The sequence below is a fragment of the Sphingobium sp. GW821-FHT02B05 genome (assembly GCF_059421905.1).
Window position 1 is genome coordinate 132,841 of sequence record NZ_JBWKVW010000001.1, and the last position, 21,780, is coordinate 154,620.

Here is a 21,780-nt window from a genome sequence, read left to right on the forward strand (position 1 = left end):
TGCGGCTTTGGAAGAAGCAGAATAACGAGTTTTGAGTTCAATGCCGTAAATACCGTGATCCCAGCGGAAGCTGGGATCTCCGGGCAGGCACGATGCACCGACGGATAGCGCAACACGGCTGGTTTCCTTCTGGTGTTGCCTGAGACCCCAGCCTTCGCTGGGGTGACGGCTATTGGGGCAGGTGCGAAGGATCGCGCTACGCCTCTGGTTGCGTCCAGCCTTACAGCCGACTATTTTACCCCATCCAATCCCGCCACGGTTCCGTTACCCGCAGGCTCATCCGCCATCCCCGCCGCGACCTTTTCCGCCGCCGCCATCACGCGCAGCACATTTTCGCCGGCCAGCTTGGCGATGTCCCTGTCGCTCCAGCCCCGGCGCATCAGTTCGGCCAGCAAAGCCGGATAGGTCTGCACCCCGCTCAACCCCTGCGGCAACGACCCCACGCCATCGAAATCGCTGCCGATGCCGACATGGTCGACGCCTGCCACCTTGGCGATATGGTCGATATGATCGGCGACCTGCGACAGGGTCACCACCGGTTCGGGGTTTGCCTTCTCCCAATCCGCCAGCGCCTTCTTCGCGCCTTCGGGGTCGCCGATATAGAGGCCACCGAAGGGCGGCGCATTATAGCGCGCGACTTCCGCGCTGCGCGCCGCGCTCCAGATGCGGCGGGCTTCCGACACATATTGCGGCGCATAATTGACCATCACCACGCCGCCATTGGCCGCCACCTGCTTCAGCACCGCGTCCGATACGTTGCGCGGCGTGTTGCAGATCGCCCGCGCGCTGGAGTGGGAGAAGATGACCGGCGCCTTGGTCACGCGCAGCGCGTCCAGCATCGTGCCCTCGCTCACATGGCTGAGGTCCACCAGCATGCCGAGGCGATTGAGTTCATGCACCACCGCCTCACCGAACGGGGTCAGCCCGTCATGCTGCGGATTGTCCGTGGCGCTGTCGGCCCAGGCGATGGTGCGCGCGTGGGTCAGCGTCAGATAGGATGCGCCCAGCTCGCGATAGCTGCGCAGAACGGCCAGGCTGCCGTCGATCTGGCCGCCGCCCTCCACGCCCAGCAGCGAGGCGACCCGCCCGGCCTTGTGCGCGGCGCGCAGCTGCGCCGCCGTGTTCACGAAGGTGAAGTCCCTGGGGTACCGGCGCGCGAAGCTGTGCGCCAGGTCGATTTGCTCCAGCGTATCCTTGACCTGTTGCAGTTCGGGCAGGTCGGCCGATACCCAGACCGACCAGAATTGCCCGCCCACGCCGCCGGCGCGCAACCGTTCGATATCGGTGTGGAAGGTCGCCGGGTCCAGGCGGTTGAGCGGCACCGTCCAGCGCTGGTCCTTCACCTTGTCGGTCAGCGCTTCGGGCCAGTCATTATGGCCGTCGATCAGCGGCGTGGCCTTGAGTATCTTCGCCACCCGCGCGGCGTAAGGATCGGGCGCCGCATGAGCGGTGGTGGCGAGGAGGAGGGGCAGCAGGGCCAGGGGAAGATTTTTCATGGCGGCGGAAGCTAGGGTCAACACGATAAGTGTCAATCCGGCAATGACTTGGCGCGGCAGGGCTTTTCCCTTCCGCTGCGTCTGCTACCCTTGCGACCAGAATGATGATCGATCCGCTCGTCCTGTTGCAGGCCTATTCCATCGGCGTATTCCCCATGGCGGACGATCGCGACGCGCACGATGTCTATTGGGTCGAACCCAAGCGGCGGGCGATCCTGCCGCTCGATGGCTTCCACCTGTCCCATTCGCTGGCAAAAACAATCCGTCGCGACCGGTTCGCCGTCACCGCCAACCGCGCCTTTCCGCAGATATTGGCGCTCTGCGCGCAGGCCGCGCCGGATCGTCCGTCGACCTGGATCAACCACCAGATCGAAAGCGCCTACCGCCACCTGCACGATGTCGGCTTCGCCCATTCGATCGAGGTGTGGGAGGGGGAGGAGCTGGTCGGCGGCCTCTATGGCGTGGCGATCGGCCAGGCCTTCTTCGGCGAATCCATGGTGTCGCGCCGCACCGATGCGTCAAAAGTGGCGCTGGCCTGGCTGGTGGCGCGGTTGCGGGCGGGGGGCTTCACCCTGCTCGACTGCCAGTTCATGACCGATCATCTGCGCAGCATGGGCGCCGTAGAAATCAGCCAGCGCGCCTATCTTCAATTATTGGCGGGTGCGACCGGCGGGGTTTCGCTTGGCGCAGCGGCGGGCGCATCCGTGCTCGCTTCCGGCTCCGGTGTCGCAGCCGAACGGGCCTTCGCGCCGCTGGCGGACTTGCCCTCGGCGCCCAGCTTGACCGTGTCCGGGCCGGTTGCGGGCCATTCCATCGTGCAGCTTCTGACCCAGACGTCGTAGATCGGGTGCTGCACGACATTGCGGTCGGGCCGTTCGCGGAACAGCCAGCCGGAAAAACTGCGCCGCCATTTGCCGTCGGCGCTGCTGCGCACGTCCAACTGCACGAAGGCGCCGGTTTCCTGCACATTTTCCCATGGCGCGCTGGTTTCGCAGGCCTGCAAGCGGACGATCGCGTCGCCCACGCGCAGCGCCTCGCCTGGCTTCATGGTGAGGTCGCGGGTCAGGCCGTTGCGCTTGTTGAGCAGGCCGATGACGGCGCTACGCTGCGCCATCGGGGTGCCGGACGCCGCGCCATTGGCGGCGGTGCGAATCGGCGCGCTTTCGACCTTGACCGGGCCGCTCTGGTTGGCAGCCGGCACGTCGGTCTTGCCGCAGGCGCCAAGCGCCAGGGCACAGGAGAGCAGGGGCAGAGAGCGAAGGATCGGCGGGACGCTTCCCGCCGGACGCCGGGTCATGCCGCGTCGGGGCTCCACGCTTCATAATCGCCGGTCGCCTTCTGGCGCAGGCCGCCCTTTTCGAGCGCACCCGACGGGCGATAGGCGTTGGCCGTGCCGGTCAGGTTGACGCTCGATTCCTTTTCCCAGATGCGCGGCGGCGGCAGGAAGCTTTCGGGCGCACCCTCGATCGAATGATGCAGCCAGCCATGCCATTCGGCCGGCACGCGGCTGGCGTCGTTGGCGCCATTATACATCACCCAGCGGCGCGTCAGGCCATTGGGGTCGGTGCCGCCTTCATAATAGATATTGCCCTGATGATCCTCGCCCACTTTCGTGCCCTTGCGAGTCGTAAAGAGCCAGGTGCCGAAGGTGGCGCCATTCCACCAGGTGAAGACGTTAGCCAGGATTCCCATGCGCCAGCGCTTAGCCGCTGCGACGGGCGCGGGCAAGGAGGTTATGCGATAATCGCAAGCCTCTTTGGGGCAAGTGGCAGGTCGGATTGGCTGACCCGAGGTCCGTTCGAAGCGAACGGCTTGTCGATCAAGCTCTCGCGATCCTAAGGCGCGGCCGGGCAGAAATTCAGTGCAGTCGTGCGCTTTTCGCCCGGCACGGCGCAGCCGCCCCAACTGACGCGGTCGCCCTCCGCCATGCCCAGCTCCGCCGCGCGCCCGCCGCGCAGTTCCAGCACGGCCGCCACCGGCACGCCTGCCGATACGGGTTCGCGCGCATAGGGCTGCGCCTCGCTCTTCAGAAAGGCGATGGTCCCGTCGGTGTGTATGAACAGCATGTCGAGCGGAATCAGCGTATCCTTCATCCAGAAACTGGCGGTGCGCGGCGGGTCCATGGGAAAGAGCATGCCGCTGTCTGCGTCCAGCGCCTTACGGAACATCAGCCCCTTTTCCTGCGCCTGCGGCGTGGCGGCAACCTCTACGTCGAAGCGGTGCGTGCCCTTGGCGGAATGGATGACGACGGGCAGGCGATCGGCGACAGCCTGCGCCTGCGCGCCATCGTCGGCAGCCTGCTTGGGACTGGAACAGGCGGCCAGCAGGCCGATGGCGACGAGGACAGGCAAGCGGATCATGCGGCCAATGCCTAATGCGATTCTAGGATGGTGGGGAGGGGGATATTATCGTGTCGTGGCCGGGGTCGTGCCGTTAAGCTACATGCGATCACATCAATAGCTGGAGCGTTGGCGATGCCCGATTTTGCGACCCCCAACCTTCCTTCGCGGAATTTCGACGCGACGGCGGACTTTTATGCGTCGTTGGGTTTTGAAGAAACATGGCGCGATTCAGGCTGGATGATCCTGCGGCGGGGCGATCTGGTCGTGGAATTTTTCCCCTATCCCGATCTCGACCCCGCGACGAGTTCCTTCAGCTGCTGTTTTCGCATGGAGGATGTCGCTCCGTTCTTCTACGCGATACTGGCGGCGGGCATTCCGGAAAAGACCAGCGGCTGGCCGCGCGCGCACCGGCCGCGGAAGGAAGGCTGGGGTGGGACCGTGGGTGCGCTGATCGACCCCGACGGCACGTTGATCCGGCTGGTGCAGGCGCCCGCCTGAAAATGGGGGGAGGGCAGGTCATACTGTCCTACAGGCCGCCGGGTCTGCTATGGCGAAACATCATTCGATAGTGCATGGGTTGCGACATAAAATGTCCAACTTTTGTTCAAAAATGTCTTGTTTTGCGGGAAATATGCGAAGTTAAGGGAGGAATATCCTATCATTCCTCCGCCAAAGCCTCGCCCGGCGCGGCATCCACCCAGCGCCGCGCCATGGCATAATCATGGCCTGCACGCAGGAAGGCGGCGATCGCCTTGTCCCGCTGCTTGGGGTCAAGGGCGGCGGTCGCATAAGGGCCGACCCGCTTGCGCCGGGCGAAGCGCTCGGCCGCATTCCACGCCTCCGACGCGGTCTGCGCGTCCGCCTGCTCCCGGTCGCCTTCCGCTATGCCGGCCGCACGCAGCGCCTCGTCGATCCGCCGCGCGCCATAGCCCCGCCGGCCGAGCGATCCGCTCTTCATCACGGCAAAGCCGGCATCGTCGATATAGCCCAGCGCCACGAAGCGATCGGCCAGCCCTTCGGGATCGGCCGGCTCTTCGCCGCCCCAGCCGCGCTCCTTGATCTTGCGCTTCAGATAGGCCAGCAACTTCCCCCGGCTGGTCGCAAAACGGGCGACATGGCGCAGCGCCATATCGCGCAGCGCGGCGTCATCCAGCGGTGGGGGGAGGCGTTTGCCGGTCATGATGACACTTAATGACCGATGCGCCATGTTTATGCCACAGTCGGGCCGGAATTTCACCGTGCCTTGTCGGCTAATAAGCGAGATTGGTATGGAATAGGCGGTGCAAGCAGCGGCCAAAGCTGCTAGCGGCCCCGCTTTCATGAGTTTTAAGACATTGGGTGAAACCAATATGACGGGTTCGCAAGAGATGATGGCACCAACGCCGACCACTGATGATCTGCCGCGCCGTTTCTCGGACTTCGAAACGCTGGGCGAGGCGCTGGACTATGCGGCGCAGGGCAAGCGCGGTCTGAATTTCCACGATGCCCGTGGCAATCTGGCGCGGCCCTATCCGTTCAGTGAATTGCGTGCCGACGCCGTCGCCTGCGCCCATCGCCTGATCGCCCATGGCGTCAAGCCGCAGGACCGTGTCGCTCTGGTCGCCGAAACCGGCGCCGATTTCGCCACGCTCTTCTTCGGCATCGTCTATGCCGGCGCCTGGCCGGTGCCGCTGCCGCTGCCCACCAGCTTCGGCGGCAAGGACAGCTATATCGACCAGCTGAATGTCCAGCTGTCCAGCTGCGATCCGATGCTCTTCCTCTTCCCCAAGGAACTGGAAGAGATGGCGGGCGAATCCGGTCGGCAAAGGTCGGTCGAGAGTATCGCGTTCGAGGACTTCCTGGCGCGCGAAGCCGTTCCGGTCGATCTGCCGCAGGCGCAGCCGCATGAAATCGCCTATCTGCAATATAGCAGCGGTTCGACCCGTTTCCCCCATGGCGTTGCGGTCACCCATCATGCGCTGCTCAGCAACCTGTCGGCGCACAGCCATGGCATGCAGGTGCAGGATAGCGATCGCTGCATCAGCTGGCTGCCCTGGTATCATGACATGGGTCTGGTCGGCTGCTTCCTGTCCGTCGTCGCCAACCAGGTGTCGACGGATTACATGAAGACCGAGGATTTCGCCCGCCGTCCACTTGCCTGGCTGGACCTCATCAGCCGCAATGACGGCACCTCGATCAGCTATTCGCCGACCTTCGGCTACGACATTTGCGCCCGCCGCATGTCCAGCCAGACCAAGGCCGCCGACCGTTTCGATCTCTCGCGCTGGCGCCTTGCCGGCAATGGCGCGGACATGATCCGCCCCGACGTGATGCAGAGCTTCGTCGATGCCTTCGCCGATGCAGGCTTCAGCCCCAAGGCCTTCCTGCCGAGCTATGGCCTCGCCGAAGCGACTCTGGCCGTGACTATCATGCCGCCGGGTGAGGGCATCATCGTCGAACTGGTCGAGGAAACCGACCTGTCGGGCGGCGACGCGCCGGAGGGCCGTCCGCAGCGTTTCCGCTCGATCGTCAATTGCGGCAAGCCCGCCAAGGACATGGTCGTGGAAATTCGCGACGAGGATGGCGGCCTGATGAACGAGCGTCAGATCGGCAAGGTATGGACCACCGGCCCGTCGCTGATGGTGGGTTACTTCCGCGACGATGCCGCGACCGCCGCCTGCATGGCCGACGGTTGGCTCGACACCGGTGACATGGGCTATTTGTCCGACGGCTATCTCTATATCGTCGGCCGCGCCAAGGACATGATCATCATCAACGGCAAGAATCACTGGCCGCAGGATATCGAATGGGCGGTGGAACAGCTGCCCGGCTTCAAGCAGGGCGACATCGCCGCCTTCGCCATCACCACGCCCGGTGGTGAGGAAGCGCCCGCCGTGCTGGTGCATTGCCGTACGTCCGACAATGAAGAACGCTCGCGCCTGCGCGACCAGATTCGCGAGCGGGTTCGGGCGATTACCGGCATGAACTGCGTGGTGGAACTGGTGCCGCCGCGCACCCTGCCGCGCACCAGCTCCGGCAAGCTCAGCCGGTCGAAGGCACGCAACCTCTATCTGACCGGCGAAATCCGGCCTTACGACATCGCGGCTTAAACACCCGGCAAGGTTACCGATTGCTAACCCATGGCTGGTAACGCGGGCATGTGGGTAGCAAGATCGATCAGAGCGAAGAGCCGGATCGACAGGAACGCGCATCGCTGCGGGCGATGATGGGACTGTCGTCGATGGCGGACGAAACCGGCATGCGCGTGCTGGAGGCGCAGCTGCGGTCCGCAGACAGCGTCGCCATCCTGCGCCATGGCATGAACATATGCGGCCTGCTCTTCCTGTGGCAGGTTTTTTCCCGTTGCTGTCCGGCGCTTTTGCTCGGCGGCTGGAGCGTGGCCTTGATCGCCGCGACGGCCATCGCGATCGGGCTGGATCGTCATCGCCGGCGCACGAACAATGTCGGCCTGGCCCATTCGGACCTGCGCCGCCATGGGCTGGGCGCGCTGTTGCAGGGACTGGTCTGGGCCGCCTGCATGGCGCTGATCGGCCGATCCGGGGATACGACCGAACTGATCGCGCTCTGGACGCTGGTCAGTTGCATCATGGTATGCGGTGCGATCAGCTATGCCGCAACGCCGCTGTCCGCCAGCGCCTATCTGCTGCCCTGCATCGTCGGGCTGTTCTTCATGTTCGACGATCATGGACAATTGCCGTTGCGCGCGCTCGCGACCAGCTATGCCCTGTCCCTGCTCGCCGGCTGCTTCATCTACGCCCGCACCTTTGCCCGCCAGCACAGCACCACGGCCCAACTGGTTGAAAAGAGCGAGGTAGTCAGCCTGCTGCTGCGTGAATATGAGGTCGGCGGTTCCGACTGGTTGTGGCAGACCGACGCGCTGCGTCGGATCAGCGGCGTGTCCAGCCGCTTCGCCGAAACGCTGGGCGTCGAACCTGCGCAACTGGAAGGCGTGTCGCTGGTACAGATACTGGCCGGCAGCGGCTGGGACAATGGACGCTTCGCCGCCGGGCTGCACAGTCTGGCCGACCATCTCAAGCGGCGTGAGAGTTTCAGCAACCTCGTCCTGCCGGTCGAGATCAAGGGGCAGTGGCACTGGTGGGAATTGTCGGCTTCGCCCCGTCATGACGAAAATGGCATATTCCAGGGCTTTCGCGGCGTCGGCTCGGACGTCACGGCGCAGCGCGAATCGGCAGACAAGATCGCCCAGCTGGCGCGGTTCGATCCGCTGACCGGCCTGCCCAATCGCAGCCATCTGCGTGAGGTGCTGGATCAGGCGATGGATACGGCGCGGGGGCGTTCACCCGGCTGCGGCTTCATGATGATCGACCTCGACCGGTTCAAGTCGATCAACGATACATTGGGCCACCAGACCGGCGACAAGCTGCTGAGCCAGGTGGCGCGTCGCTTGCGTCAGGTCTGCGACGCGGGCCAATTTTGCGGCCGGATCGGTGGCGACGAATTTGCCGTGGTCCTGCCGCACGTCGCGGATGGCGCGGTCATCCCCCGGCTTGCCTCGGCGATCATCGGCGCCTTGTCGGCACCCTATCAGGTCGATCAGCATATGCTGCACGTCGGCGCGTCCGTCGGATCGGCGCTGTCGCCGATGGACGGGCGTGAATCCGAAGCCTTGATCCGTAGCGCGGATCTTGCGCTATACCGGGCCAAGGACGACGGCGGCGGCGTCCACCGCGCCTACGAACCGCAGCTTCATGCGCAGGCGGAAGAGCGACGGCAGCTGGAACTGGCGCTACGCGAGGCGCTGGAAAAGGAGCAGTTGCATGTCCTTTATCAGCCGGTGGTCGATGCCGATCAGGGCGTGGTGCTGGGCTTTGAGGCGCTGGTGCGCTGGACCCACCCGCAATTGGGTGCGATCTCGCCGGTCAAGTTCGTACCCGTGGCGGAGGAAGCGCGGCTGATCGGGCCGATCGGCGAATGGGTGTTGCGAACCGCCTGTATGGAAGCGGCGAACTGGCCGGAGGACGTCCGCATTGCGGTCAATGTCTCGGCCGAACAATTGGCCCATCCCAGTTTCGTGTCGGCGGTCATATCTGCATTGGCGCAAAGCGGGCTGGATGCACGGCGGCTGGAACTGGAGGTTACCGAGAGCGTCTTCATGGGTGAGGATACGGGCGCCCTCAAGGTGCTGGACCAGTTGCTGGGCCTTGGCATCCAGCTTTCGCTTGACGATTTCGGCACGGGCTACAGCTCGCTCGGCTATCTCAGTCGTACCCGGTTCAACACGATCAAGATCGATCGCAGCTTCGTCGTCGGCGCGTCGAAGAATACGGCGGAAAGCCTGGCGATCATCCGGGCCGTGGTGACGCTGGCGGATAGCCTGGGCATGGCGACGACGGCCGAAGGCGTGGAGACGGAAGCGGAGTTGCAGATGGTCCGCCAGCTGGGCTGCAAGAAGGTGCAGGGCTATTATTTCGGCCGGCCGATGCTGCCCGAAGACGCGGCCCGGCTGTTCCCCGCGCCGCAGCGGATGGCGATCGGCTAAGGGGCGGCGCTTATTTTGCCACCAGTTGCCGCTCCACCTGCGTCCAGAGCGCCGCGAACGCCTGCGCCGGCGCGGATGCCGGGGCGAAAGCCCCCAGCGGCTTGCGCCGCACGGTCATCTGTTCGATCGCGCTTGCCATAGGGATGGCATGCCAGCCGGACTGGCTTTCCAGCGCCGCACGATGCAGGCTGCGGCGACGATCGACCATCGAATAGACCGGCAGGATCGGGGCATGGTTGCCACCGCGCTGCACAAGATAGCGCGCGACTTCCCCCATGGCGCGTTGCGACAGGGGGGAGGGGATGACCGGGATGACGATCAGGTCGGCGGCGCGCAGCACCTGCTCGCTGGTTTCCGTGAGGCCCGGCGGGCAGTCCAGGATGATCCGGTCGTAATCGCGGCCCAGGCTTTCGATCAGCTTGGCGAGCCGCTTCTTCTTGTCCATCTCGCGGAACAGATGGTCCAGGCTGCGCAGCGAGGTGTCCGCCGCGATCAGATCCAGACCGGGCACGGTCGATGGCTGGATCAGCTTGCGGACGTCCACATCCTTGCTGAAGATCGCCTGCGCCGCATCGCGGCTTTCCATGTCGGTGGACAGGAGCCAACTGGATGCCGCCTGCGGGTCGAGATCCCAAAGCAGCGTACGCCGTTTCGAGATGCAGGCCGATGCCCAGGCCAGGTTGATCGCGAAGGTCGTTTTACCGACACCGCCCTTGAGGCTATAGACGGCGATGGTCGCCAATACCGGTTCCTTTGCCATGAACGGGGAGGCTAGTTTGTCCTGCCACCAAAGCAAGGGTGCAAATCATTCCGTTGTTACGCTGTCGTGAATATCGACCGATAAATGCGCCGCGGCCCTTCAGCTGATGGCAATCATTGCCCGATAGTCGGGAAGGGGATCAGCCCGGAGGTCGTATGTTCCGTCCCTTGTCTTGCGCCTTTGCCGGTCTTGCCGCTCATTTCGCTACTGCGCCGGCGATGGCGGAACCGGACCCGGCGATCGCATCCTATTTGGCCGCGTTCAACGACACATGCCGCCGTGGCTTCCCGGACCTGGACATGATCGCGGCGCATGCCCAGGAAATTGGCTGGGTCAGCAGCGACATTCGCCTGATCGCGGGCGCGAAGATGCCGCCCGTGCGGGCGTTCCACAAAGACGGCCTGATCCTGTTCCTGAGCCTGCCGACAGAGGGGGAATCGAGCGCGGTCTGCCAGATTGGTGGCGGTAAGACAGGGACGAAGGCGACAAGCGCCGATGTCGCGGCGGTCATGACGCCCAGCCTGAAGGCCGGAGAGCCGACCTTCGTCACGGACAAGAGCAGGGATGTCGCCGTCTGGCAGGTCGCGCCCGGCATTCGTGTGGAGGGCGGCATCGGTATCTACAACCGCAAGGTGCGGTCGATCAGCCTGTCGGTGCATCAGGCGCGCTGATCGCGCCCGATGCCCCGGATATCACAGAATTTCCAGAACCTTGTCCTGCGGACGGCAGAAGCGGACACCCTTTTCCGTTTCTACGAAGGGCCGGTTCACATAGGCGGGGTTGGCCGCCATTTCGTCCAGTATCGCGTCGGCATCCATCTGCGACAGGCCGCGTTCTTCGGCATCCGTGCCCATCTTGCGGATCGCGTCGGCCGGGGTCAGCCCGGCGTCGGCGAACAGCTGGACCAGCTTTTCGCGGGTGAAGGGGGTCTTGAGATATTCGACCACCTCCACCTCGACGTCCGGCGTTTCTTCAAGGATCGCCAGCGTCTTGCGCGATGTGCCGCATTTGGGATTGTGCCAGATGGTGGCTTTCACTGGTCGTCCTCACGGGCGAGCCATTCTTCCAGCCACTTGATCGTGTAGTTGCCGTCCAGAAATTCCGGATCGCGCAGCAGGGCCTGATGCAGCGGGATGGTGGTCTTCATCCCTTCGATCACATATTCCTCCAGCGCGCGGCGCAGGCGCATGATCGCGCCTTCGCGGGTGCGGCCATAGACGATCAGCTTGCCGATCATGGAGTCGTAATAAGGCGGCACCTTATAGCCCTGATACAGGCCGCTATCGACGCGGACGTGCATGCCGCCCGGAACATGATAGCTGGTGACGGTGCCCGGCGAGGGCGCGAAGGTCTTGGGATCTTCCGCATTGATGCGACATTCGATCGCATGGCCGGTGAAGCGGATGTCGTCCTGGCTCACCGACAGCGGCTTGCCTTCGGCCACGCGGATCTGCTCGCGCACCAGATCGAGGCCGGTGATCATCTCCGTCACCGGATGTTCCACCTGAAGGCGGGTATTCATCTCGATGAAGTAGAATTCGCCATTTTCCCACAGGAACTCGATCGTGCCGGCGCCGCGATAGCCCATGTCGGCCATTGCCTTCGCGCAGATGCCGCCGATGCGTTCGCGTTCGGCCTGCGACAGGACGGGCGAGGGGGCTTCTTCCAACACCTTCTGGTGACGGCGCTGGAGCGAGCAGTCGCGTTCGCCAAGATGAATGGCATTGCCGTTGCCGTCGCCGAACACCTGAATTTCGATATGGCGCGGATTGCCGAGATATTTTTCGATATAGACGGTCGCGTCGCCAAAGGCGGCCTTCGCTTCCGATCCCGCCTGCTGCATCAGCGTTTCGAGGCTGTCGGGCGAGGTGCAGACCTTCATGCCGCGACCGCCGCCGCCGGACGCCGCCTTGATGATCACCGGATAGCCAGCGGCTTCGGCGATGATCTTGGCTTCCTCGACATCGCTGACCGCGCCGTCCGAACCGGGGACGAGGGGCAGGCCCAGCGCGCCGGCCGTGCGCTTGGCTTCGATCTTGTCGCCCATGGTGCGAATATGTTCGGGCTTGGGACCGACGAAGGCAAGGCCATGCGCTTCGACGATCTCGGCGAACTTGGCATTTTCCGACAGGAAGCCATAGCCCGGATGGATCGCATCCGCGCCGCTGATTTCCGCCGCCGAAATGATGGCGGCGATATTCAGATAGCTGTCCTTGGCCGCGGGCGGCCCGATGCAGATGGCTTCGTCGGCCAGGCGCACATGCATGGCATCGGCGTCGGCGGTGCTATGCACGGCAACGGTCTTGATGCCCATTTCATGGCAGGCACGGTGGATGCGAAGCGCGATCTCGCCACGATTGGCGATCAGCAGTTTCTCGATGGCCATAAGCTTGTGCGGGCCTTATTCGATGACGATCAGCGGCTGGTCATATTCGACCGGCTGACCGTTATCGACCAGCACGGCCTTGACCGTGCCCGCGACGGGCGCGGCGATCGCGTTCATGACCTTCATGGCTTCGACGATCAGGATGGTTTCGCCGGCGGCGACCTGCGCACCCACGCGGGCGAAGGGCGCGGAGCCGGGTTCGGCGGACAGATAGGCGGTGCCCACGATCGGCGACTTGACCACGGTGCCCGACGGCACCGCGGCATCGGCGGCCGGAGCGACGGCGGGCGCCGCGACAGGTGCGGCGGCGACGGGTGCGGCCGCAGGCGCGGGGGCATAGACAGGCGCAGCGGCCGACGCGGCCTTGCGAGCGACGCGGATCTTGCGATCGCCATCCTCAACCTCAATCTCCGTAAGGTTGGTGTCGTCCAGCAGCGCAGCGAGATCGCGCACCAACTGTACGTCCACCTGCATTGCGCCCTTTTCTTGTTTGTCGGTCATGTGAAGTCCCTGGCCGGTGAATATCGTTTCTGGTGCCCGCGCCTATGCGCATTTACGGCAAAGCGCAACTTTCGTGCGTCAAGACGCGCCGGCTCATAGCTCCAGCGCGGCTTCCAGAGCCAGCATGTAGGACATGGGGCCAAAGCCTGCAATCGTGCCCTTGGCGGCCATGCCGACATAGCTTTTATGGCGGAAAGCCTCGCGCTTGTGCGGGTTGGAGAGGTGGATTTCGATCACCGGGACGGTGATGCTCTTGATCGCGTCATGCAGCGCGATCGATGTGTGGGTGTATGCCCCGGGGTTGATGATGACGGCATGGGCACCCTGCGCATGGGCATCCTGCAACCAGTCGACCAGATAGCCTTCATGGTTTGACTGGCGAAAGACGATCTCCACATGGGCGCGGCCTGCGACGTCCTCCATGCGTTCGGCAATGTCGTCCAGCGTGTCATAACCGTAAATCTCCGGCTCGCGCGTGCCCAGCATGTTGAGGTTGGGGCCGTTCAAGACGTAGATTTTGCGTGTGTCGGCCATGGCGAACCCTTCTGATGTTGCTTGGCGGGCAAGGCCGCCCCTATATGCGCACGATCCTTAGCCCTTCCCGTCTCGCCTAGTCGAGACTCCTTCTTGTCCGGGACAGCGCAGTGAGCATAGACGGCACCATCTCCATCCACATCAATGGCGAGCATCGCCGCATCCGCAACGGCCTGACGCTGGCAGAACTGGCGAGCGAACTGGGCTTCGTCCCGGAAAAGGTGGCGGTGGAGCGCAATCTGGAGGTCGTGCCGCGCTCGACCCTGAGCCAAGTCAAGGTCGAGGATGGCGACGAACTGGAGATCGTGCATTTCGTGGGCGGCGGTGATGTCGCCGCAATCGATGACGATAGCTGGAGCGTGGCGGGCAAGACGTTCCGGTCGCGCCTGATCGTGGGCACCGGCAAATACAAGAGTTTCGAGCAGAATGCGGCGGCGGTCGCGGCGTCGGGGGCGGAGATCGTGACGGTGGCGGTGCGCCGGGTCAATGTGAGCGACCCCAAGGCGCCGATGCTGACCGACTTTATCGACCCGAAGAAGATCACCTATCTGCCTAATACGGCGGGTTGTTTCACCGGTGAGGATGCGATCCGCACCTTGCGTCTGGCGCGGGAAGCGGGCGGTTGGGATCTGGTGAAGCTGGAAGTGCTGGGCGAGGCGCGGACGCTCTATCCCGACATGGTCGAGACTCTTCGGGCTACGGAAGTCCTAGCCAAGGAAGGCTTCAAGCCGATGGTCTATTGCGTGGACGATCCGATCGCGGCCAAGCGGCTGGAGGATGCGGGCGCCGTGGCGATCATGCCGCTGGGCGCGCCGATAGGGTCGGGCCTGGGCATCCAAAACAAGGTGACGATCCGCCTCATCGTGGAGGGCACTACGCTGCCGGTGCTGGTGGATGCGGGCGTGGGCACCGCGTCGGAAGCGACCGTTGCGATGGAACTGGGTTGCGCGGGCGTGCTGATGAACACCGCCATCGCCGAGGCAAAAGATCCGATCCTGATGGCCGCCGCGATGAAGGCGGGCGTGGAAGCGGGGCGCATGGCCTATCGCGCCGGGCGTATGGGCAAGCGGCTCTATGCCGATCCGTCCAGCCCGCTTGCCGGGCTGATCTGACAATCCTGTTTTTCGGCATCGCAGCAAATTGACCGGCTCCCCACTGCTGCCTATGGCTGAAGCAAAGACGGAAGAGGACAGTTGCGATGGTGAAAAAGCTCTACCCCGACGCCGCATCGGCGCTCGACGGACTTCTCTTTGACGGCATGCATCTGTGCGCGGGCGGCTTTGGCCTGTGCGGCATTCCTGAGCGGCTGATCGACGCGATCCGCGATTCGGGCGTCAGGGATCTGACCATCGCCAGCAACAATGCCGGCATCGACGGCGAAGGCCTGGGCAAGCTGCTGCGTACGCGGCAGGTGAAGAAGATGATCTCTTCCTATGTCGGCGAAAACAAGGAGTTCGAGCGGCAGTTTCTGGCCGGCGAGCTGGAAGTGGAATTTTGTCCGCAGGGCACGCTGGCGGAACGCTGCCGCGCCGGCGGGGCGGGCATCCCCGGCTTCTATACCAAGACCGGCGTCGGCACGCAGGTGGCCGAGGGCAAGGAAGTGAAGAGTTTCGACGGGCAGGATTATATCCTGGAACGCGGCATCTTCGCTGACATTGCGATCATCAAGGGATGGAAGGCGGACGAGAGCGGCAACCTGATCTTCCGCAAGACCGCGCGAAACTTCAACGCGCCGATGGCGACCGCCGCGAAGATCTGCATCGCCGAGGTCGAGGAAGTGGTGCCGACCGGCACGCTCGATCCCGACGCGATCCATCTGCCCGGCATCTATGTAAAGCGGATGATCATAGGCGCTCCCTATGACAAGAAGATCGAGTTCCGGACGGTGCGGACGCGGGAAGCGGCGTGATGTCGGCGACGATGCGTGCGGCGGCGTCGCTGCTGCTGGCGCCGCTTGCGGCCTGCGCCACCACGCAGACGACGTCCCTGCCAGCGCCATCCGCCAATCCCCCTGCCGGGATGCAATATCTTTACGGGTCGGGGGAGGGCGCGGCGATTTCGGTGCAGGCCTGGCACGCGCTGCTCGGCTATGTGGCGGGCAAGGTGAAGGCGCGGCCGACCGACAGCGTGGTGCTGGCGGAAGGGGCGACGCTGGACGCGCCCAAATTCGCGCCGTGCGCGGACAAGCCCTTTGCCGCGGTGTTCGACGTCGATGAGACGGTGATGCTGAACACCGGCTATGAATATCATGGCGCCAAGGTCGGGCAGGGGTTCGACGCGGCCAGTTGGGACAAGTGGGAGAAGACCGGCGAAGGCGCGGTCGGGCCGGTTCCAGGCGCCGATCATGCGCTGGCGACGCTGCGCAATATGGGCGTGACGGTCATCTTCAACACCAACCGGTCGGCCGCCAACGCCGATGCCACCGCGCGTGCGATCAAGGCGGCGGGGCTGGGCGAGGCGGTGCATGGCAAGACGCTGTATCTGAGTGGTGACGATGCCATGGGATCGCGCAAGGATGGGCGCCGCTGGACGATCGCCAGCCAATATTGCGTCATCGCTCTGGGCGGAGACCAGCTGGGCGATTTTTCGGACCTGTTCAATGCCGCGCCGCTCAACAGCGATAGGGCCGCGGTCGATCGCCGCGCCGCGACGATGCGGCTGCCGATCGCAGGCCTGTGGGGTGGCGGCTGGTTCGTCATGCCCAACCCCGTCTATGGCAGCGGCCTGAAGGGTGGGTTCGACGACATATTTCCAATGGACAAGAGGTGGGCGCCGCCCGCCGAAGGGGAGAAGTAAAGATGCCCTGGACTCGTGACGAGATGGCCGCGCGCGCGGCGAAGGAATTGCAGGACGGTTTCTACGTCAATCTGGGCATCGGCATCCCGACGCTGGTGGCGAATCATATCCCCGCCGGCGTGGAAGTGACGCTCCAGTCGGAAAACGGCATGCTGGGCATCGGCCCTTTCCCTTTGGAGGGCGAGGAGGATGCGGACCTGATCAATGCTGGCAAGCAGACGATCAGCGAATTGCCGCAATCGGCCTATTTCAGCTCCGCCGACAGTTTCGCGATGATCCGGGGCGGGCATATCGACCTGACCGTGCTGGGCGCGATGGAGGTCGCGGAAAATGGCGACATCGCCAACTGGATGATCCCCGGCAAGATGATCAAGGGCATGGGCGGCGCGATGGATCTGGTCGCGGGCGTCAAGAAGATCATCGTGGTGATGGAACATACATCGAAAAATGGCGACGCGAAGTTCATCCCCGACTGCACGTTGCCGCTGACCGGCAAGAATGTCGTCGATATGATCGTGACGGATTTGTGCGTTTTCCAACGTCATGACCATGATAGCCCGTTCAAGCTGGTCGAACTGGCACCGGGCGTGACGGCGGAGGAAGTCGCTGCTAAGACGACCGCCCATTATATTAGTTAAGGGCAATCCATGAGCCTCGACGGCCTATATGACGACGCCAACATCTTCGCCCTGATCCTTCAGGGTAAGATTCCGTCGACGAAGCTCTATGAGGATGACACGACCTTCGCCTTCCTCGACATCATGCCGCAGACGAAGGGGCACGCCCTTGTCATTTCCAAATGGTCCAAGTCGCGCAACCTGCTGGAGATCGAGGAGGCTGCGCTGGCGCAGGTGATGGCGACCACGAAAAAGGTCGCCACCGCCATTCGCAAGGCGCTGAACCCCGACGGTATCCAGATCGCGCAGTATAACGGCGCGCCGGCGGGGCAGACGATCTTTCACCTGCATGTCCATATCCTGCCGCGCTGGGAGGGCGATCCGACGGGCTTTGCCGCCCATGGTGCCGGCGGGCAAGCGGATCCGGCGCAATTGCAGGCTTTGGCCGAAGAGATTCGCGCGCAATTCTGATGCCTGTCTGTCCTGCCGATAGATCGCTGCGTTCGCGCGGCGCGCACCGATGACGCTGCGTCCCTTCATTGCGCCCGGCGCGCGCCTGGCCCTGCGCACCAAGCGCGCCAGTCAGCTGTTCCAGGGGGATCAGGGCGAGAGCGAGGTCGTCCTCGACATTTCGCGGCTGCTGTCCCGTTCCTTCCATCCATCGCCCACCGGCATCGACCGCGTCGAATATGTCTATGCGCGCGAATTGCTGGAACGGATGCCGGACCGGCTGGCCTTTGCCGCCGTCCATCCCGCAGGCGGCTATTATGGACGGCTCGACAAGGCGGCAGTGCGGCAGTTCCTGGCCTTTACCGCCGCCAAATGGCGCAATGCCGGCACGGTTCCGGCCGGCGAGGGCAAGGCGGCGGTCATCCGTCACATGTTCGCGACCCGCCCCCGGCCCGTGCCGCGCGCGCGGGGGCCGCGCGTCTATTTGCAGGTGTCCCCGCACCATCTGGACGATCATGCGCAGGTCGGGGCGATATTGCGGGCGGAAGGGGCGAAGTTCATCACGTTGGTCCATGACGTGATCCCGCTCAGCCATCCCGAATTCGCCCGGCCGCAAGGGGCGGCGGAACATTTGCGCCGGGTGCGCACGATCGACAGTTTCGCCAGCGGCATCATCGGCAACAGCCAGGCGACGATCGACTCGCTGGCGCCGCATATGCAGCACGGGCTGGAAGGGCGTGCCATCCGGGTCGCGCATTTCGGTGCCGATGCGCCCGACATTTTCGGGGCCAGGGGCGAAGATCTGCCCGACAGGCCCTATTTCGTCTATATATCCACCATCGAGCCGCGCAAAAATCACCTGCTGCTGCTCAACGTCTGGCGGCGGCTGGTTGATCGGCTGGGCGATGCGGTCCCGGTGTTGGTGCTGATCGGCCGGCGCGGCTGGGAAAATGAGAATGTCATCGACATGCTGGAGCGGGCCGAAGCGCTGCGCGGCCATGTGATCGAGGCGGGCGAGGTGTCGGACAATCGCATGCACGCGCTGGTCGCCAACGCCCGCGCGATGTTGATGCCATCCTTCGAAGAAGGATTTGGCATGCCGGTGGTGGAGGCGCTGGCCGCAGGCGTACCGGTGATATGCAGCGATATCGTCGCCCATAGGGAGGTCGGCGGCCATGCCCCCGACTATCTCGATCCGCTGGACGGGCTGGGGTGGATGCGCGCGATCGAAGCCTATAGCCAGCCCGATGCGCCGGAACGCGCGGCGCAGATGGCGCGATTGGCCGATTGGCGCGCGCCGACCTGGCGTGACTATTTCGACATCATCACCGACCTGATCGAAGAAGTGACAGTCTCTGTTCCTTGACCTTCCTTTTGGTCAAACGCATGGTCGCATCAGTTATTGAAGGATAGGGGCATGGCCCGCACCGGGGCATCATCAAGCAGCCAGAACCGCGCATCGGCGCGCGTCGCGCGGATCATGCCGAAACAAATCATTTTGCGATGACGACCATCCCGTTCCTGCGATCGCCGCCTTTTGCCGACATTGCCGCCGGGACGGCGGCTGTCAGCGCACCCTCGCCGGTCGATGGCGACGGTGCGTCGATATCGGACGATGTGCTTACGTTGCTGGCACAGGCGCGCGTAGGCGGCGATTATTGGGGGCATCGCCCGCAAGGATTACGCCTGATCGTCCGCGATGGTGTGCCGGTCGATGGCGAGGCGCTGACGGGCCTGTTACCGGAGCAGATCGGGATAGTGCCGGCGCCGGGCGTCATGTCTGGGGGTTTGCACGGGCAGCGAGTGCCGGCCGGTTGCGATCCGTGGGCCCTGATGGCACAGGCGCGCGCCGTCCATGCCACGGCAGATGACGAACTGGCGCTGGTCGCGGGCTTGCTGGATGTACCGGTGATCGGCCCGGACGGACTGCGGGTCGATCCGCCCATGCTGCGCGGCGCAGTGCGGACCAGGCTGGCGGCGGCCAGCTATCGCGACTGTTTTACCGATGCCGCCGCGGACATCGTGCAGGTCATCACGCAACTGGCAGATTGGCGGCGCCATCTGGACGGCAATCGTGGGATTGCCGCCGCCAGCGGCATGGCCTTTTGGAAGCGCGAGGCGATCGGTCATTTCCTGTGGGACGGACTGCGTGCGCCACCCTTCCTGTCGGCAGAGCGCGGCTTGCGCCGGGCGCAGCGGGAGAGCGGGGCGCTGGCGGTGTGGCCTTCGCGCGTGCCGCCGGGCATCGCAGAGCAAGCCGCCGCCATGGGGGTGCCGATCGCGCGGGTCGAGGATGGCTTCCTGCGCTCGCGGGGCCTGGGCGCGGCGTTGCATCCGCCGGGATCGGTCGTGGTCGATCGCAGCGGCATCTATTATAATGGACGGGCCGCAAACGACCTGGAAACATTGCTGGCGACCCATGATTTTTCGCCGGCGCTGATCGAACGGGCCGGGCGTTTGCGCGAACGCATATGTTCGGCCGGTGTCACCAAATATGGGCCGGAGGCAGGGCGGATGATCGGCCTGCCGCCCGGACGGCGCACGGTGCTGGCGGTCGGGCAGGTGGAAGATGACCTGTCGGTCCGCTATGGCGGGGCGGGCGTTGCCGGCAATCTGGATTTCCTGGCGCGGGTCCGCCGGGCCGAACCGGATGCCTGGATCGTCTATCGCCCCCATCCCGACGTGCAGGCGGGCCATCGCAAGGGGCATTTGCCCGATGCGACGGTGCTGGCGCATGCCGATGCCATCGATACCGGCGCGCCGCTGATGGAGCTGGTGCAGACGGTGGACGAAGTGCATGTCCTGTCGTCCTTGACCGGTTTCGAGGCGTTGATGCGCGGCCGTTCCGTAACGGTGCATGGCATGCCATTTTACGCTGGCTGGGGTTTGACCCGCGACCTGGCCAAATCAACTGGTCGACGCGGCCGTCAACTCGGCGTGGATCAGCTTGTGGCGGCTGCCCTCATTCTCTATCCTCGCTATATCGATCCGGTTACGAATTTGCCGTGCGGCCCGGAAGTGATGGTGGACCGCATGGCAAATGGATCTACGCCGCCGATGACATGGCTTATTCGGCTGCGGATGCTACAGGGGAAGTTGCGTCGTTTTATGACTTTGTTCGCCGAGTTGTTGCATGGCTGAAGCGTCCGCAAAGACATTCCTGTTCCTGCAAGGGCCACATGGCCCCTATTTTGCGATGCTTGCAGACGCCTTGCGTGAGCGCGGGCATCGGGCTTTGCGCATCAACATCAATGGCGGCGACAAGGTCGACTGGCCGGGGGATGCCGCGGATTATCGTGGCACCTTCCGCAACTGGCCGCTCTTCTTCGACGATTTCATCGTCAACCATGGCGTCACGGATCTGATCCTCTACGGCGATTGCCGTCCCTACCACACGTCGGCGCATGGCATGGCCCGCCTGCGCAATCTGCGCGTCCATGTCGTCGAGGAAGGCTATATCCGGCCGGATTTCATGACGTTGCAGGATGACGGGGTAAACGGCAATTCCACCCTGCCGCTGGACCCGCAATGGTATATGGAGGAAGCAAAGGGCCTGCCCAGTCAGGACATCATCCTGCCGTCCATTCCATCGACTTTCCGGGCGCGTGCCCGCAATACGATGCGCAACGGCCTGGCCGCCGCATTGATGCGGCCTGTCTTCCCCTTCTACAACACCCACAGGCCGCACAGCTTTCTGTTGGAATCGGTTGCCTGGTGCTGGAAGCTGGTCATGCGCAAAAGCCATGAGCGGCGGTCGCGGGCAGAATGGGACAAGGTCAAGGACAAGCCCTATTTCACTTTGCCGCTCCAGCTCAATTCCGACTATCAGATCCGTATTCACTCGCCGTTCGGCAATATGCGGGCGGCGTTGCGGTTCGTCATCAAGAGCTTTGCCCAACATGCGCCGGACCATGTTTCGCTGGTGATAAAGCGGCATCCCCTCGATCCCGGCCTTGTCGGATGGGATCGGCTGACGCGCAGGCTGGCCAGCCATTATGGCGTTGCTGACCGGGTCATTTATCTGTCGGACTGGGACATTACCGATGTGGTGGGCAAGTCGCTGGGCGTCGTGACCGTCAACAGTACGGTCGGCACCCTGGCCCTGAATGTCGGCAAGCCGGTAATGGTGCTGGGGCATGCCGTCTATAAGGTGCCGGGCGTGGTCTATAAGGGGCGTCTGGACGATTTCTGGCAGCGCCCCAAAGCGCCGGACCTGGCGCTCTACGCTGCCTTTCGGCGCGTGCTGATCGAGCGGTGCCTGGTGCGTGGCGGCCTGTTGAGCGACGAGGGCCTGCACATGCTGGTCAGTAACTCCGTCGCGCGCCTGTTGGCGCATAGGCGATTGAGCGCGGCGGACATCCCAACGGAGCGGCGCCCCAGATTGGTCGGCAGCTAAGG

At 64.0% G+C, this 21,780-nt stretch carries 22 protein-coding genes and 1 pseudogene; 13 read left to right on the forward strand and 10 right to left on the reverse strand.

All coding sequences use genetic code 11. The annotated features are described in order from the left end of the window. Positions 1 to 230: 230 nt before the first annotated feature. The gene (locus tag AC07UX_RS00760; protein ID WP_495190132.1) at positions 231 to 1,496 is read right to left on the reverse strand and encodes a dipeptidase; all 1,266 of its coding nucleotides are present in this window, start codon (positions 1,494 to 1,496) and stop codon (positions 231 to 233) included. Positions 1,497 to 1,597: 101 nt separating this feature from the next. Between AC07UX_RS00760 and aat the strand changes: the two genes are divergently transcribed. After that, a complete protein-coding gene (aat, locus tag AC07UX_RS00765; RefSeq protein ID WP_495190133.1) occupies positions 1,598 to 2,338 on the forward strand; it encodes a leucyl/phenylalanyl-tRNA--protein transferase in 741 nt (246 codons plus the stop codon). A gap of 35 nt (positions 2,339 to 2,373) precedes the next feature. Here aat and AC07UX_RS00770 read toward each other — a convergent pair. The 3 genes and pseudogenes from AC07UX_RS00770 to AC07UX_RS00780 form a co-directional block, all read right to left on the reverse strand. Next, positions 2,374 to 2,793 (reverse strand): annotated as a pseudogene (locus AC07UX_RS00770) (DUF2155 domain-containing protein); the annotation flags it as partial. Next, on the reverse strand, positions 2,790 to 3,188 hold the full coding sequence (locus AC07UX_RS00775) for an NADH:ubiquinone oxidoreductase subunit NDUFA12 (protein WP_495190134.1): 399 nt from the start codon (positions 3,186 to 3,188) through the stop codon (positions 2,790 to 2,792). The gene AC07UX_RS00775 and the pseudogene AC07UX_RS00770, both read right to left, overlap by 4 nt. 143 nt (positions 3,189 to 3,331) lie before the next feature. Beyond that, positions 3,332 to 3,856, reverse strand: a complete 525-nt coding sequence (locus AC07UX_RS00780) for a DUF192 domain-containing protein (protein ID WP_495190135.1) — start codon at positions 3,854 to 3,856, stop codon at positions 3,332 to 3,334. Between the two features lie 114 nt (positions 3,857 to 3,970). Here AC07UX_RS00780 and AC07UX_RS00785 point away from each other — a divergent pair, with 114 nt between their 5' ends. Next, entirely contained in the window at positions 3,971 to 4,336 is a 366-nt protein-coding gene (locus tag AC07UX_RS00785; RefSeq protein ID WP_495190136.1) for a bleomycin resistance protein, read from the forward strand. A gap of 160 nt (positions 4,337 to 4,496) precedes the next feature. Here AC07UX_RS00785 and AC07UX_RS00790 read toward each other — a convergent pair whose 3' ends face one another. Continuing rightward, complete coding sequence (locus tag AC07UX_RS00790) at positions 4,497 to 5,018, reverse strand: regulatory protein RecX (protein ID WP_495190137.1); 522 nt, start codon at positions 5,016 to 5,018, stop codon at positions 4,497 to 4,499. Between the two features lie 139 nt (positions 5,019 to 5,157). On the opposite strand from AC07UX_RS00790, the gene AC07UX_RS00795 reads away from it, so the two are divergent. Beyond that, positions 5,158 to 6,927, forward strand: a complete 1,770-nt coding sequence (locus tag AC07UX_RS00795; protein ID WP_495190138.1) for a fatty acyl-AMP ligase — start codon at positions 5,158 to 5,160, stop codon at positions 6,925 to 6,927. Positions 6,928 to 7,040: 113 nt separating this feature from the next. After that, the gene (locus AC07UX_RS00800; protein ID WP_495191742.1) at positions 7,041 to 9,338 is read left to right on the forward strand and encodes a putative bifunctional diguanylate cyclase/phosphodiesterase; all 2,298 of its coding nucleotides are present in this window, start codon (positions 7,041 to 7,043) and stop codon (positions 9,336 to 9,338) included. Positions 9,339 to 9,348: 10 nt separating this feature from the next. On the opposite strand, the gene AC07UX_RS00805 is transcribed toward AC07UX_RS00800, so the two are convergent. After that, positions 9,349 to 10,098 carry a ParA family protein gene (locus AC07UX_RS00805; protein ID WP_495190139.1) on the reverse strand — a complete coding sequence of 250 codons (750 nt, stop codon included), beginning with the start codon at positions 10,096 to 10,098 and terminating at the stop codon, positions 9,349 to 9,351. A 155-nt stretch (positions 10,099 to 10,253) separates the two neighbouring features. Between AC07UX_RS00805 and AC07UX_RS00810 the strand changes: the two genes are divergently transcribed. Beyond that, positions 10,254 to 10,769 (forward strand): hypothetical protein, encoded by a 516-nt coding sequence (locus AC07UX_RS00810; protein ID WP_495190140.1) that lies wholly within the window; start codon positions 10,254 to 10,256, stop codon positions 10,767 to 10,769. Positions 10,770 to 10,790: 21 nt separating this feature from the next. Here AC07UX_RS00810 and AC07UX_RS00815 read toward each other — a convergent pair whose 3' ends face one another. The 4 genes from AC07UX_RS00815 to aroQ all read right to left on the reverse strand — a co-directional run bounded on the left by AC07UX_RS00815 (position 10,791) and on the right by aroQ (position 13,519). Beyond that, positions 10,791 to 11,135 carry an arsenate reductase family protein gene (locus tag AC07UX_RS00815; RefSeq protein WP_495190141.1) on the reverse strand — a complete coding sequence of 115 codons (345 nt, stop codon included), beginning with the start codon at positions 11,133 to 11,135 and terminating at the stop codon, positions 10,791 to 10,793. Beyond that, positions 11,132 to 12,484: an acetyl-CoA carboxylase biotin carboxylase subunit gene (gene accC / locus AC07UX_RS00820; RefSeq protein WP_495190142.1), complete on the reverse strand. Its 1,353-nt coding sequence runs from the start codon at positions 12,482 to 12,484 to the stop codon at positions 11,132 to 11,134. The genes AC07UX_RS00815 and accC overlap by 4 nt, the downstream gene beginning before the upstream one ends. Before the next feature lie 15 nt (positions 12,485 to 12,499). Further along, positions 12,500 to 12,985 (reverse strand): acetyl-CoA carboxylase biotin carboxyl carrier protein, encoded by a 486-nt coding sequence (accB, locus tag AC07UX_RS00825; protein ID WP_495190143.1) that lies wholly within the window; start codon positions 12,983 to 12,985, stop codon positions 12,500 to 12,502. A gap of 93 nt (positions 12,986 to 13,078) precedes the next feature. Beyond that, a complete protein-coding gene (gene aroQ / locus AC07UX_RS00830; protein WP_495190144.1) occupies positions 13,079 to 13,519 on the reverse strand; it encodes a type II 3-dehydroquinate dehydratase in 441 nt (146 codons plus the stop codon). A 110-nt stretch (positions 13,520 to 13,629) separates the two neighbouring features. Between aroQ and thiS the strand changes: the two genes are divergently transcribed. The 8 genes from thiS to AC07UX_RS00870 all read left to right on the forward strand — a co-directional run bounded on the left by thiS (position 13,630) and on the right by AC07UX_RS00870 (position 21,778). Next, positions 13,630 to 14,631 carry a sulfur carrier protein ThiS gene (gene thiS, locus AC07UX_RS00835; RefSeq protein ID WP_495190145.1) on the forward strand — a complete coding sequence of 334 codons (1,002 nt, stop codon included), beginning with the start codon at positions 13,630 to 13,632 and terminating at the stop codon, positions 14,629 to 14,631. Positions 14,632 to 14,717: 86 nt separating this feature from the next. Next, positions 14,718 to 15,428 carry a CoA transferase subunit A gene (locus tag AC07UX_RS00840; RefSeq protein WP_495190146.1) on the forward strand — a complete coding sequence of 237 codons (711 nt, stop codon included), beginning with the start codon at positions 14,718 to 14,720 and terminating at the stop codon, positions 15,426 to 15,428. Next, positions 15,428 to 16,315 (forward strand): HAD family acid phosphatase, encoded by an 888-nt coding sequence (locus AC07UX_RS00845; protein ID WP_495190147.1) that lies wholly within the window; start codon positions 15,428 to 15,430, stop codon positions 16,313 to 16,315. The genes AC07UX_RS00840 and AC07UX_RS00845 overlap by 1 nt, the downstream gene beginning before the upstream one ends. Positions 16,316 to 16,317: 2 nt before the next feature. After that, complete coding sequence (locus AC07UX_RS00850) at positions 16,318 to 16,953, forward strand: CoA transferase subunit B (RefSeq protein ID WP_495190148.1); 636 nt, start codon at positions 16,318 to 16,320, stop codon at positions 16,951 to 16,953. A gap of 9 nt (positions 16,954 to 16,962) precedes the next feature. Next, on the forward strand, positions 16,963 to 17,403 hold the full coding sequence (locus AC07UX_RS00855) for an HIT family protein (RefSeq protein WP_495190149.1): 441 nt from the start codon (positions 16,963 to 16,965) through the stop codon (positions 17,401 to 17,403). Between the two features lie 49 nt (positions 17,404 to 17,452). After that, the gene (locus AC07UX_RS00860) at positions 17,453 to 18,748 is read left to right on the forward strand and encodes a glycosyltransferase family 4 protein (RefSeq protein WP_495190150.1); all 1,296 of its coding nucleotides are present in this window, start codon (positions 17,453 to 17,455) and stop codon (positions 18,746 to 18,748) included. A 137-nt stretch (positions 18,749 to 18,885) separates the two neighbouring features. Beyond that, positions 18,886 to 20,523: a capsular polysaccharide export protein, LipB/KpsS family gene (locus AC07UX_RS00865; RefSeq protein ID WP_495190151.1), complete on the forward strand. Its 1,638-nt coding sequence runs from the start codon at positions 18,886 to 18,888 to the stop codon at positions 20,521 to 20,523. Further along, positions 20,516 to 21,778: a capsule polysaccharide biogenesis protein gene (locus AC07UX_RS00870; protein ID WP_495190152.1), complete on the forward strand. Its 1,263-nt coding sequence runs from the start codon at positions 20,516 to 20,518 to the stop codon at positions 21,776 to 21,778. The genes AC07UX_RS00865 and AC07UX_RS00870 overlap by 8 nt, the downstream gene beginning before the upstream one ends. Positions 21,779 to 21,780: the final 2 nt, after the last annotated feature.

What these genes read in the sequence shown, in the direction of transcription:
- accC (WP_495190142.1), bottom strand. Translation starts at nt 12,484, where the DNA reads ATGGCCATCGAGAAACTGCTGATCGCCAATCGTGGCGAGATCGCGCTT.
- AC07UX_RS00865 (WP_495190151.1), top strand. Translation starts at nt 18,886, where the DNA reads ATGACGACCATCCCGTTCCTGCGATCGCCGCCTTTTGCCGACATTGCC.
- AC07UX_RS00775 (WP_495190134.1), bottom strand. Translation starts at nt 3,188, where the DNA reads ATGGGAATCCTGGCTAACGTCTTCACCTGGTGGAATGGCGCCACCTTC.
- AC07UX_RS00840 (WP_495190146.1), top strand. Translation starts at nt 14,718, where the DNA reads ATGGTGAAAAAGCTCTACCCCGACGCCGCATCGGCGCTCGACGGACTT.
- AC07UX_RS00780 (WP_495190135.1), bottom strand. Translation starts at nt 3,856, where the DNA reads ATGATCCGCTTGCCTGTCCTCGTCGCCATCGGCCTGCTGGCCGCCTGT.
- AC07UX_RS00760 (WP_495190132.1), bottom strand. Translation starts at nt 1,496, where the DNA reads ATGAAAAATCTTCCCCTGGCCCTGCTGCCCCTCCTCCTCGCCACCACC.
- AC07UX_RS00855 (WP_495190149.1), top strand. Translation starts at nt 16,963, where the DNA reads ATGAGCCTCGACGGCCTATATGACGACGCCAACATCTTCGCCCTGATC.
- AC07UX_RS00850 (WP_495190148.1), top strand. Translation starts at nt 16,318, where the DNA reads ATGCCCTGGACTCGTGACGAGATGGCCGCGCGCGCGGCGAAGGAATTG.
- aroQ (WP_495190144.1), bottom strand. Translation starts at nt 13,519, where the DNA reads ATGGCCGACACACGCAAAATCTACGTCTTGAACGGCCCCAACCTCAAC.
- accB (WP_495190143.1), bottom strand. Translation starts at nt 12,985, where the DNA reads ATGACCGACAAACAAGAAAAGGGCGCAATGCAGGTGGACGTACAGTTG.
- AC07UX_RS00800 (WP_495191742.1), top strand. Translation starts at nt 7,041, where the DNA reads ATGATGGGACTGTCGTCGATGGCGGACGAAACCGGCATGCGCGTGCTG.
- aat (WP_495190133.1), top strand. Translation starts at nt 1,598, where the DNA reads ATGATGATCGATCCGCTCGTCCTGTTGCAGGCCTATTCCATCGGCGTA.
- AC07UX_RS00785 (WP_495190136.1), top strand. Translation starts at nt 3,971, where the DNA reads ATGCCCGATTTTGCGACCCCCAACCTTCCTTCGCGGAATTTCGACGCG.
- AC07UX_RS00790 (WP_495190137.1), bottom strand. Translation starts at nt 5,018, where the DNA reads ATGACCGGCAAACGCCTCCCCCCACCGCTGGATGACGCCGCGCTGCGC.
- AC07UX_RS00795 (WP_495190138.1), top strand. Translation starts at nt 5,158, where the DNA reads ATGAGTTTTAAGACATTGGGTGAAACCAATATGACGGGTTCGCAAGAG.
- AC07UX_RS00870 (WP_495190152.1), top strand. Translation starts at nt 20,516, where the DNA reads ATGGCTGAAGCGTCCGCAAAGACATTCCTGTTCCTGCAAGGGCCACAT.
- AC07UX_RS00845 (WP_495190147.1), top strand. Translation starts at nt 15,428, where the DNA reads ATGTCGGCGACGATGCGTGCGGCGGCGTCGCTGCTGCTGGCGCCGCTT.
- AC07UX_RS00805 (WP_495190139.1), bottom strand. Translation starts at nt 10,098, where the DNA reads ATGGCAAAGGAACCGGTATTGGCGACCATCGCCGTCTATAGCCTCAAG.
- AC07UX_RS00810 (WP_495190140.1), top strand. Translation starts at nt 10,254, where the DNA reads ATGTTCCGTCCCTTGTCTTGCGCCTTTGCCGGTCTTGCCGCTCATTTC.
- AC07UX_RS00860 (WP_495190150.1), top strand. Translation starts at nt 17,453, where the DNA reads ATGACGCTGCGTCCCTTCATTGCGCCCGGCGCGCGCCTGGCCCTGCGC.